Origin of the sequence: Methylomonas rosea, from assembly GCF_024505055.1 — a bacterium.
Lineage (GTDB): Bacteria > Pseudomonadota > Gammaproteobacteria > Methylococcales > Methylomonadaceae > Methylomonas > Methylomonas rosea.
Genome location: NZ_JANIBL010000063.1, coordinates 20,250 through 30,574 on the forward strand (window position 1 = coordinate 20,250; position 10,325 = coordinate 30,574).

Below are 10,325 nucleotides of genomic sequence, written 5' to 3' on the forward strand. Positions count from 1 at the left end.
ATTCCCATGTCTCAGACTAATAACAGCAAACCGAGCATTCTGATCGTCGATGACGTCAATGAAAATCTGCATGCTTTATTGAGCATTCTACGCGAAGACTACGCCATTCTTGCCGCGACTAACGGCGAAAAAGCGCTGGAGCTGGCGATGCGCGCACCAGGCCCGGATCTAGTGTTGCTCGACATCAAAATGCCGGGCATGGACGGTTACGAAGTGTTGCGGCGGTTGAAGACCGATCCTATGACGGCCGATATTCCGGTGATCTTCGTCACGGCTTTGTCGGAATCCGCTGACGAGGCAGCCGGTCTTAAATTGGGTGCCGCCGATTACATTACCAAACCGGTTAATCCCGACCTGCTCAAACAGCGGATATTGACGCAACTGGAATTGCGCCAATATCGCCGCAAGCCGCTGATGTCTTTGAATGAACAGATGCTGATCAGGGCAGAACGGCCGGTGCTGCTGTTGGTTGATGATATGCCGGAGAATATTCACGAATTGGCCGAGGCCTTAAAAGAGGAATATCGCATCCGGGTTGCGAGTAATGGCCGCAAGGCTGTCGAAATAGTGCTTGGACCCCATCCGCCCGATGTGGTGCTGCTGGATATCCTCATGCCGGAGATGGACGGTTATGAAGTGTGCCGGCGCATCAAGGCAACGGCCGTAGGCACCCGGATTCCGGTGTTATTCGTCAGCGTGGTGGATAAAACGGTGGACAAGGTGCGCGGCTTCTCGATTGGAGCCGCCGATTACATTACCAAGCCTTTTGATATCGACGAAGTGCGGGCGCGGATACGCACGCATCTGGAACTCAGCCGCTTGAATCATCGTTTCGAACAGTTAATCGAGCTGCACACCGCCGAGTTGCAACACCTGGACGCCATCGTCTGTCGGTCTCCGGTTGTGGCGATTACCTGGCGCAACACCGAGGATTGGCCGGTGAGTTACGTCAGTTCCAACATCTCGGTTTGGGGCTATCGTCCGGAAGATCTACGCTTGGGAAAAGTGAAGTATCTGGATTTACTCCCGCCCGAAGACCGGTTTCGGATCGAAGCCGAAGTCGCTCAACACATTGCCTATGGTCCGGACGAATATCATCAGGAATACCGCTTATTGCACGGTGACGGGCATTGGATCTGGATCGATGAATTTACCCGACTAAGCCGTAACGAACAGGGCGAAGTGGATTCTTTCGACGGTTTGCTGAATGACATCACCGCACGCGTCGAAGCGGAGCTGGCTTTGCGGGAGCGGGAGCATCAATTGCGGGTGATGGGCGACAATCTGCCGGACGGTTATGTCTACCGCTACCAAATCTGGCCAGACGGTCGAGGAAGCTTGCGGCACATCAGTGCTGGCGTGGAGAAATTACATGGCCTGAAACCCGCACAAATGCTCAATGATATGAATCTATTCTTTGCCCAGATGGCGCCTGACTCACGCCAGGAATATATCGCAGCGGAAGCCGAGTGCTTGCGGGAACTAAAAGTCTATAAGGGTACCGTACTGTTCAATCCGCCCGACGGTTGTCAGCGCTGGATTGCTTTTCAGTCCAGTCCGCAACAGCAAGCCGATGGTAGTGTGGTTTGGGATGGTGTCGGCGTTGATGTCACTCAGAGCATAGAAAACGAACAAAAGCTGATTTTACAGGCCCGGCGTGCGCAAGCTTTGTTGGAGCTGCCAAAGGCATCGGAAGACTTGAACGAGGCGGAATTCATGCGGCGCGGCATGCTTCTGGCAGAAGAATTGACCGGTAGCCAGTTGGCCTTTGTATACTTCATCAATGCTGACGAAGACAGTATGGAACTGGCGGCTCTATCCCGAGGAACGAGTCAATCGGCCGCCGAGAGCAGCATTCTTCTGAATCAGGTCGGTATCCTGGCCGAGTCTGTCAGAAGCCGCGAACCGGCCGTTTTCAATGATTGCCCGAACCATCTCTACAAAGATGGCTGCTCTGATACGCAACCCGAACTGCGTCGGCTGATTTCCGTACCGGTGATCGAGAACGGCAAAGTGGTGATGTTAACCGCGGTAGGGAACAAATCGACCGAATATACCGAGCTGGATGTCGAAACCGTCCAACTCATCTCCAGCGCCCTCTGGCGCATCGTCCAACGCCAGCGCGTCGAGAAAAAAGCCGCGCGTTTCAGCCAGGTGTTGGCGCGATCCACCAATGAAATTCATATTTTCGACAGCCGGACACTGCGGTTTATCGATGTGAACCAGGGTGGGCGGGACAATCTGGGTTATTCAAGTCAAGAGCTCGAAGCGATGACGCCGTTGGACATTACCCCTGAGTTAACCTTGGAAGCATTCGAGCTGTTGTGCGCGCCACTGCGTGCGGGCAGCAAGAGTCGCTGCGATTTTTTAACCATCCATAGGCGTAAAGACGGTAGCGAGTATCCCGTTGAAGTTCATCTGGAATTAATCGATGATCAACCCCCGTTATTTGTGGCCATCATCAACGATTTGACGGAAACTCGGCAGATGCAGGATCGTATCGTCGAATTATCGCGGTACGATCCGGTCACGGGTTTGCCGAATCAATTTTTCTTCGAAGACCTGTTGTCGTCAGCCATCGCTCAAGCCGAGCATCAGCATCACGATATTGCGGTATTACGTTTGGATATTGAAAATTTCCACACGATCGATGACACCTACGGTTATGAAATAGGCGATCAAACCCTGAAAATCATTGCCAATCGCCTGGTCAAGGCCGCTGGTAGCGAAGGCCTTGTCACTCGGATGGCCAAGGATAATTTCAATATTGCCTGCTCGGAAATCAACGGCCCATCGGCAGCCGAACAATTTGCTGATGCTTTGCAAGCAGCGGTCACGGAATCGGTGGTTCTAGCCCAGCACGAAATTCATCTGGAAGCCAAGATCGGTATCAGTTTTTATCCCTCCGACGCTAAGTCGGCCAGCGAATTGGTGCAGCGCGCCGGGATCGCTTTAAATCACGCCAAAGCCGACAAAGTGTCCAGCTTTCGTTTCTTCAAACAGGAAATGAATGAGCTGTTACTGTGCAGAATCGCGCTGACCAACGACATGCGCCATGCTATCGAGCGTGAACAATTTGAGCTTCACTACCAGCCCCAGGTCGATCTTGCCAGCGGAAAAGTGATTGGGCTGGAAGCCTTGGTGCGCTGGAATCACCCGCTTCAGGGATTTTTGCCGCCGAATAAGTTTATCCCCTTGGCGGAAGAGTCCGGCTTGATCGTGCCCTTGGGGGATTGGATTATCAAGCGGGCCATATTGCAAACCAAGGAGTGGCGGGATGCCGGCCTTATCCGCGATGGGTTTACTGTTGCTGTCAATGTCTCGGCCATGCAAATGCAAACCGGTGGCTTGGTCGATTTGATGAAGCAGTTATTCGCTGAAACCGATTTACCGGCGCGTTGTATCGAGTTGGAATTAACCGAAAGCTTGTTGATGACGAATGTAACCGAGACCCTGGCGCTCCTGAAACAGCTGAAGGATCTAAGTATCCATCTATCGATTGACGATTTCGGAACCGGCTATTCTTCGCTTTCCTACCTCAAACAATTTTCGGTGGACAAGCTCAAGATAGACAAAAGCTTCATTGACAATGTCATCACCGACTCCAACGATGCGGTGATTGTACAAGCCACCATCGCGATGGCGCACAGCATGGGTTTGGTTGTCATCGCGGAAGGGGTGGAAACCCAGGGCCAAGCCACTTACCTAAGAAGGCTGCATTGCGACCAGATACAGGGTTACTATTTCAGCCGGCCATTGCCCAGCGCTGAGATTCGGCAGTTATTGCAGGCCGGCACCATTCTGCGCCTGCCCTCGAATGAACAGAAACCGCAAGTTCTTATTGTGGATGACGAACCCTATATCATGTCGGCGTTGAAGCGCTGCTTACGGCGGGATGATTATGACATTTTGACGGCCAGCAGTGGCAAAGAAGCGCTGGAGTTATTGGCGAATCATCCGGTCATGGTGATTGTTTGCGATCAACGGATGCCCGATATGACCGGTACGGAGTTTTTGTCGCGCGTCAAGATCATGCACCCGCGAACGGTACGAATGATCATTTCCGGCTATGCCGATCTAAACACTATTACCGAGGCCGTTAACAAAGGCGAAATATACAAGTTTCACAAAAAGCCTTGGGATGACGATGAATTACGGAACGACGTTCGGGAAGGCATTGCGCGTTACTATGCGTTTGAAAGTAAGATGGGATAGTAAATTCCTCCCGCAAGGGCCAACGCCGTTAAGTTAATACTTGGAGATATTGTAGGGTCGAATTTATTAGACCTTTGGCGCTCATAGTGCGAAAAAATTCAACCCTACAAGAGTGCTTAGTCAGAGTTTTCCAGCCAGGGCTTGTCGGCCAATTTTCTAGGCTTGAAACGGCAGTAAACGATAGCGCCCAACGCCCCCAGTGCATGACCGTAGTAATCGATTTTATATTGCAGTTGACCGTTTGCCTTAGATTCCACGCTGTTTCCGAAGGACAGTAACACTAAAAACACGAGACAGATAATTACCGCATACAGCCATTCTTTGGTGCTCAGCCCGTCCTGGTCGGTGAAGTAAGCGGCGGCTAAACCGAATACGCCGCCGGAAATGCCGCAGATCGCTATAGGCTCGGAATAGAACAGGATTGAAGGGATAGAGGATAAGCCGGCTACCAGCAATACCATCAAAAATCGGCCCGAGCCGACTTGCCTTTCATAAACCGCAGCGATACCCAGGCCGGCAACATTGGTCAGCACATGTGGAAAGTTTAGGTGGATAAATAAATGCGTGACGGATTGCAACGGCCATAAAATCGCCGCTGCCGAAACATTGTTTAATGCAAACAAACGATAAAGCTGCTGATTGACCTCATTAAAGCCAAAGTCGCTGGTAAATAGAAAAATACTAAAAAATAGCAGACCGGAAAACAACGCCGCTTTAATTTGTTTAAAGTTTTCCAAGAAAGTCAGCGGGGCGTCTTTCAGGCTGCTCGGCGATGGTCTGTAAAACAGCAGCAGCGCGCTATAGGCTGCCGTCACAATAAAAAACAAAATCATTTAACGACGGCAATGTGTTGTTCAATATGTTTTTGCGTGGCCTCGTCAAGCTTGGCTACTTTTTCCACGCCTTTTAGTTGCGCTTTAATGTAGATATTTCGGCCGTTTTTAAATGTAAATTTCATCGGTCTTTGCAGCATGCCCTTGCCGATTTTGACGGTGGCAATCTCATTGAAGGCAAAAAAGTCGTCGCTTGCAAATTTCCCCCATAAGTTTAAGCGGTGAAAATGGATGCCCTTTTGGGTAACGGCAATAAAATATTGCTTCATACTCAACACTGCCAGCGGGCCGATGATAAAAAACAACCAAAGCTTGAAAGGTTGTTGGGCGATGAAAAATCCAACTAGAGAATCTCCCGGCGTTAAGTTTTTCAGAATATGTTCCTTCGCCGCTTCTTTAGTCATTGAGATTCCTTATGGTTGATTATTTAAACATTGATATTAATTGAACTGATAATCGTGTTGGCCGGTGGCTGAAAGATTAACGGCTAAACCTAACTGCCGATAAATGTAGTCCAATCAGGTCTCGTGTCAACGGATGGCCGGTGGTTTGGATGAGGGTGGCACTCCGCAGCGCGGTGGAAGACATTTTCGTAGCCGGGTATGGGGCAAGGTGGACGGAATCGTCAACCGATGCACCAGGCTTTGTGTCAGCAGGCCAAGTGCTTTAAAAATGTCGACTCAAACAAGCGCGTAGGCTATGGCCGCAATAACTCGCAGTCGACGATTAGCAAGGATACGTCGTCATGAGGTTTGCCGGGATCGATAAAATCAACAAATTCTTTACATAGCTCGGTTGAATTGCATTGGTCTTTGCACTGGTTTTTAAACAATTCCAAAACCCGTTGCTGTCCGAAACGTTCTCCGGCGGCGTTTTGCGCATCGGTTAATCCGTCAGAATATGAGAATAGATATTGCGGATATTGGCTATCCCATTGCCATTCCTGTGTTTTTGCATTGAAATCGTCGGACGACAGGACACCTAACGCCGGATGCTCGCCACCGGCCTGTGTCTCGTCAGCGGATTCCGCCGTCAAAATTATGAGCGGCGGCATGCCGCCGCTCCAGAACTCGACACTTCTGTGATGGGTATTTATGCGCAAAATGGTGGCGGAAACGAAGCGGCCACGAGGCATTCTTTCAAACAGCATCCGATTCAGTTTGGCGGCGATAGCCCCGACCATGTGCCCGGAGTGCGCCAAGGAGTAAAACAGATCGCCCAGCGGCAATAGCGGTAAAGCGGCTACCAGGCCGTGGCCCATGGAATCGGCGTGTAAGACGTAAGTATGCCCATAACTGGATGCGTGCAGTAATAGGTCGCCGGAAAAATAGTGTTTGCCGGGCAAGTTTTCGCCACGCCAGATAGTCAGGCCTGATTTGTCGGTTTTCTCGGCTTCCCAAAGGCGCTGCAACAGATCGCTCGCCAACTCTTGTTCAAAATCGTTGGCGGCCTCAGCTTGTTTGCGCTGAGAAATGTCGCGGATTATGCCCGTGAATATGCGCTCGCCGTCCACATCCATTTCGCTGATTGTCAGCTCAACCGGGAACATCGAACCGTCCTTGCGTTTACCCATCGCTTCCCGGCCAATGCCTATAACTTTTTTAATGCCTGTTTTCAGGTAGTTATCCAAATGTTGGTCATGCTGCTCGGCATGGGGGGAGGGCATCAATAGACTGATGTTTTTGCCTTGTAGCTCGATAGGGGTATAGCCGAACAGGCTGACCGCTGCGGGGTTTAAGGCCTGAATCAGGCCTTTGGCATTAATCAGCACCACGCCGTCCACAATGGTCTCGAACAGTGCCCGAAAGCGGTTGTCTTTGCTCAACAAATCCGCAGCTTTACGTTCGGTAATATCCCGAATGATTTTGGCCGCGCCGATAATTTTGCCTTGCGGACACCTTATCGGCGAAACGCTGATACACGCCGGAAACTCGTCATCATTCTTCCGCAGCCGAGTCGTCTCGTAGTGTTGAATTTGATCTCCCTGCAAGATTCTGGCAAGAATCACCTGTTCTTCGTTAATCCGCTGTTTGGGGATCAGTTTTGTTATTGGCTGCCCCAGCATCTCCTGTTCCGTATAACTGAACATCCGTTCGGCCGCCGGATTCCAGCTGGCAACTCTGCCATGTAAATCCTTACCGATAATGGCATCGCCGGACGATTCGATTAAGGCCCGATACCAGCTTTCAGTGCTATTGATTTGGCTGCTTTTTTTAACGCCGCTTTCCATAACTACGACCTCCATGATCCAGTTTTTGAGAGTGTGTTTCCCGACGAGCAAGCCGCTTCAGCTAAACCCAAAAGCCCTCCATGTCCACCGGGATACCCAAAGGTCACATGAGTGGGTATCCAGTGCCCGGGATGGCTATCTGGATTTCGGCTCTCCTCTTGCGCCCCAATGGGTGTGCAGGCATGACGATTTTGAGGATGCGAGCGGAATGCAGTTGAAGCCGCTTGCTAATCAGCAGCTTTCTTGATCGGTTAAGACGCAATATTAGATGGTATTTTTTTAAATGCCCCATCATTGTCAATGTTAAGCACATCGGTGAGTCAGCCTGATTTTATCCCGGGTAGTTAAGCCGCCATAGGATTTTCCAATTAGCGTCCCAGATTGGTTGATATCGCTAGTAGCGTAAATTTTCCCCGACAAATAATCCTGAACCGTAGCTTGGCGGTTCGAATTTTTGGGGTTTCACGGTAATACTACTGCTCCGGCGCTTAAATGTCGCCGCTTCCGCAGTCTCGAACAATATTTATAAAACAAAGTTTTCAAACTTAAATTAAGATGCCGTGACAATTGAAACGAGGATGAATATGACTAAAACCGATGCCATTTTGCACAAAGGTCAGAAGCTCTATGAAGACGAAGCCTATATTTTGCTGTGGACGAAATTTTTTGGTTTGAGCCTGCTGGCACTGACCTCTTACTACGTTTATGACAAACAAAAACAGCGGCTGATTAAGCTGATCAGCAAAGAAAAAACCTATCTGATGAGCATCAGCTACTACCTGACCCACGATTATGGCTTTAGCCCTAAAATGGTTTTGGAAGGTATCAGCCTGTTCAAGGATTTTTCGACGGCCATTGCCGATAGAGGCGGTGAGACCTGGAAGAGCTTCTTTGCGGAAACCGCCAAAGATAAAGCCAGAACCTATGCCGTCCGCGGCATCCGTAAGGATAAAAAAGCCAAGACTTGAGTTTTGAGTTTAGTTGCAGCGCTGGGTTTTACTGCCGTTAACCCAGCCTGGGGCCTTGGCGATCAGCTGCGTTTTGCCGGAAGTGGGCGACACATTTAAGAGAGCCCTGTTCACACTCCAGCCGAATGGCGCTGTCCCAATTCTTCTGCAAGAGAGCGGATGCTTGCGTCGCCACTTAAAGTTTTTCCACAGTCTTGGCGCTGGTCCTCGTTGTAAAACTGGAAGTATTGAGTCAAGCCCATCAACAAGGCCTGCACGCCACCGTGCTGTTTCAAATACTCCTCATCAGCAAGCTTGGCTTTTTGCGCAGCTGTAAATTCTTCCGCTTGCTTTCGCTCAGTTCCTGCCGGCTAATTTTCGTCACAACGCAGCTTAAACTACTGTCCGAATTTTGGGCTCCACTTTACAAACTTTTACTGTTAGGTACTTGCCTAAAAGCTATTCTTCGGGAATAATAAAAATGAAACGTTTTATTTTTATTTTTCCGGAGCAGACGATGATAGCTAAAACGCCGAATAAAACTAAAGTGGGACGGCCGAAAGCCGGTACCGAAACCGAGCGCAACGACAGTTTGCTGGATCATGCTCTGGCACTGTTCATGCGCGAGGGTTATGCCAACACCAGCATCGCCAAGGTTGCCGCGGCGGCCGGGGTTTCCACCCGAACCATCTATGAGCGCTATAAAAACAAGGCCGAGTTGATGTTGGCCTCGGTCGAACGCCTGGTGGAGTCCGATATTTCCCAATTGCAAAGTATCGAGAACCTGGCGCAAATGTCTTGCCGCGACGGCTTGATCGCGCTTGGCGAAAACATGCTTGCGAAGGTCATGCAGCCCGACATGATCTCGTTCTACCGGATGGGCGTCGCCGAAGCGCTGCACTTTCCGGAACTAAGCGAACGGATGGAAACCACCGGACCCAAGCGCATTCAAAATGTGATTGCCGATTACCTGCGTCGACAAGGCGCGGCGAACGGATTGCCGGCACACGACGTCGAACGCGCGGCGGCCTTGTTTTTGGAAATGCTGTTTGCCGAACCGAGAAACAAAGCCTTGTTCGGTTGCCTGGAAGCGGACTGGGACGCTCGCGCCCATGTCTTATTTGTCGTTCAGGTGTTTTTAGACGGTGTCACCGCCCGGAGACTATCGTGAAAGCGGCAATGTTGGCAATTCTGACCGGTAGCGGCGTTTTGGCCGGTTGCAGCGTGTTTCCCGACTACGTCAGGCCGGCGATCGACACCCCGGCCCAATGGCAAGCGCAACGGAAGGACGACGCTGGCGGCGCGACTGAATTCACCGATTGGTGGCGTCAATTCGACGACCCGGTATTGACGCGCTTGCAGCAGGCCGCCGAACAAGATAACCCGACGCTGGAGCAAGCCGTAGCGAGTATTGCCTCGGCGCGCGCCAGTCTGTCCGGCGCGGAAGCCGGCGGCATGCCCAGCTTGACCGCGAATGGCGCATTCAGTCGTTCCAAGGGTGGAACCATAGGGACCAGTGCGCAGACTGCCGGCACTAGCGGATCAAGCTTCAGTAGCGGCATTACTCAAATCCTGTCCGGCAGTCTGGATGCCAGTTGGGAGCTGGATTTATTCGGCAAATTCGCCTTCGGCCGGCAGGCCGAGCAAGCCCGCCTGACAGCTGCGGAATTGACTTGGCGGAACGCCAAGATCAGCTTGGCGGCCGAAGTGGCGAGTCAGTATGTCAGTTACCGCGCCTGCGAACTGGCGGCGGCCGCTTATCAAAACGCCATTACCTCGAAACAGGATACCGCGCGCTTGACCGGCGTCCTGGCCCGCTCTGGATTTTCGTCGCCGGCCGACGCGGTCTTGGCCGAGGCCAGCTTGCACGCCAGCGAATCCAATCTAATCGCCCAACGCGCCGAATGCGACAACACCGTCAAGGCCTTGGTGGCATTGACCGGTCTGGCCGAAGCCGATTTGCGCGCCTGGTTAGCAGCGGGCGGCGGCATACCGACACCCGTGCAATTTCAAGTGGATAGCGTGCCGGCCGACCTGCTGACTCAGCGTCCTGATCTGGCCGCCGACGAGCGTAAGCTGGCGGCGGCCAGTGCCGACATC

8 protein-coding genes are annotated in these 10,325 nt (G+C 51.6%); 4 read left to right on the top strand and 4 right to left on the bottom strand.

Features of this window, described 5'->3' with window-relative positions; translation table 11 throughout:
• Window positions 1-6: 6 nt before the first annotated feature.
• On the top strand, window positions 7-4,215 hold the full coding sequence (locus NP589_RS17625) for a response regulator (protein ID WP_256608146.1): 4,209 nt from the start codon (window positions 7-9) through the stop codon (window positions 4,213-4,215).
• 116 nt (window positions 4,216-4,331) lie between these two features.
• On the opposite strand, the gene NP589_RS17630 is transcribed toward NP589_RS17625, so the two are convergent.
• From NP589_RS17630 to NP589_RS17640, 3 genes are all read right to left on the bottom strand, one after another.
• On the bottom strand, window positions 4,332-5,048 hold the full coding sequence (locus NP589_RS17630) for a rhomboid family intramembrane serine protease (protein ID WP_256608147.1): 717 nt from the start codon (window positions 5,046-5,048) through the stop codon (window positions 4,332-4,334).
• Window positions 5,045-5,452, bottom strand: a complete 408-nt coding sequence (locus tag NP589_RS17635) for a hypothetical protein (protein ID WP_256608148.1) — start codon at window positions 5,450-5,452, stop codon at window positions 5,045-5,047. The genes NP589_RS17630 and NP589_RS17635 overlap by 4 nt, the downstream gene beginning before the upstream one ends.
• A gap of 293 nt (window positions 5,453-5,745) precedes the next feature.
• On the bottom strand, window positions 5,746-7,278 hold the full coding sequence (locus NP589_RS17640) for a SpoIIE family protein phosphatase (protein ID WP_256608149.1): 1,533 nt from the start codon (window positions 7,276-7,278) through the stop codon (window positions 5,746-5,748).
• Window positions 7,279-7,862: 584 nt separating this feature from the next.
• Between NP589_RS17640 and NP589_RS17645 the strand changes: the two genes are divergently transcribed.
• The gene (locus NP589_RS17645; RefSeq protein WP_256608150.1) at window positions 7,863-8,246 is read left to right on the top strand and encodes a hypothetical protein; all 384 of its coding nucleotides are present in this window, start codon (window positions 7,863-7,865) and stop codon (window positions 8,244-8,246) included.
• 110 nt (window positions 8,247-8,356) lie between these two features.
• On the opposite strand, the gene NP589_RS17650 is transcribed toward NP589_RS17645, so the two are convergent.
• Window positions 8,357-8,521: a hypothetical protein gene (locus tag NP589_RS17650; protein ID WP_256608151.1), complete on the bottom strand. Its 165-nt coding sequence runs from the start codon at window positions 8,519-8,521 to the stop codon at window positions 8,357-8,359.
• A gap of 185 nt (window positions 8,522-8,706) precedes the next feature.
• Between NP589_RS17650 and NP589_RS17655 the strand changes: the two genes are divergently transcribed.
• Window positions 8,707-9,396, top strand: a complete 690-nt coding sequence (locus tag NP589_RS17655) for a TetR/AcrR family transcriptional regulator (protein WP_256608152.1) — start codon at window positions 8,707-8,709, stop codon at window positions 9,394-9,396.
• On the top strand, window positions 9,393-10,325 hold a 933-nt coding region (locus NP589_RS17660; RefSeq protein ID WP_256608154.1), incomplete at its 3' end, for a TolC family protein. The genes NP589_RS17655 and NP589_RS17660, both read left to right, overlap by 4 nt.

Bases quoted from the DNA above. Each gene is read 5' to 3' on its own strand.
- NP589_RS17625 (WP_256608146.1), top strand. From the start codon at position 7: ATGTCTCAGACTAATAACAGCAAACCGAGCATTCTGATCGTCGATGAC.
- NP589_RS17630 (WP_256608147.1), bottom strand. From the start codon at position 5,048: ATGATTTTGTTTTTTATTGTGACGGCAGCCTATAGCGCGCTGCTGCTG.
- NP589_RS17635 (WP_256608148.1), bottom strand. From the start codon at position 5,452: ATGACTAAAGAAGCGGCGAAGGAACATATTCTGAAAAACTTAACGCCG.
- NP589_RS17640 (WP_256608149.1), bottom strand. From the start codon at position 7,278: ATGGAAAGCGGCGTTAAAAAAAGCAGCCAAATCAATAGCACTGAAAGC.
- NP589_RS17645 (WP_256608150.1), top strand. From the start codon at position 7,863: ATGACTAAAACCGATGCCATTTTGCACAAAGGTCAGAAGCTCTATGAA.
- NP589_RS17655 (WP_256608152.1), top strand. From the start codon at position 8,707: ATGAAACGTTTTATTTTTATTTTTCCGGAGCAGACGATGATAGCTAAA.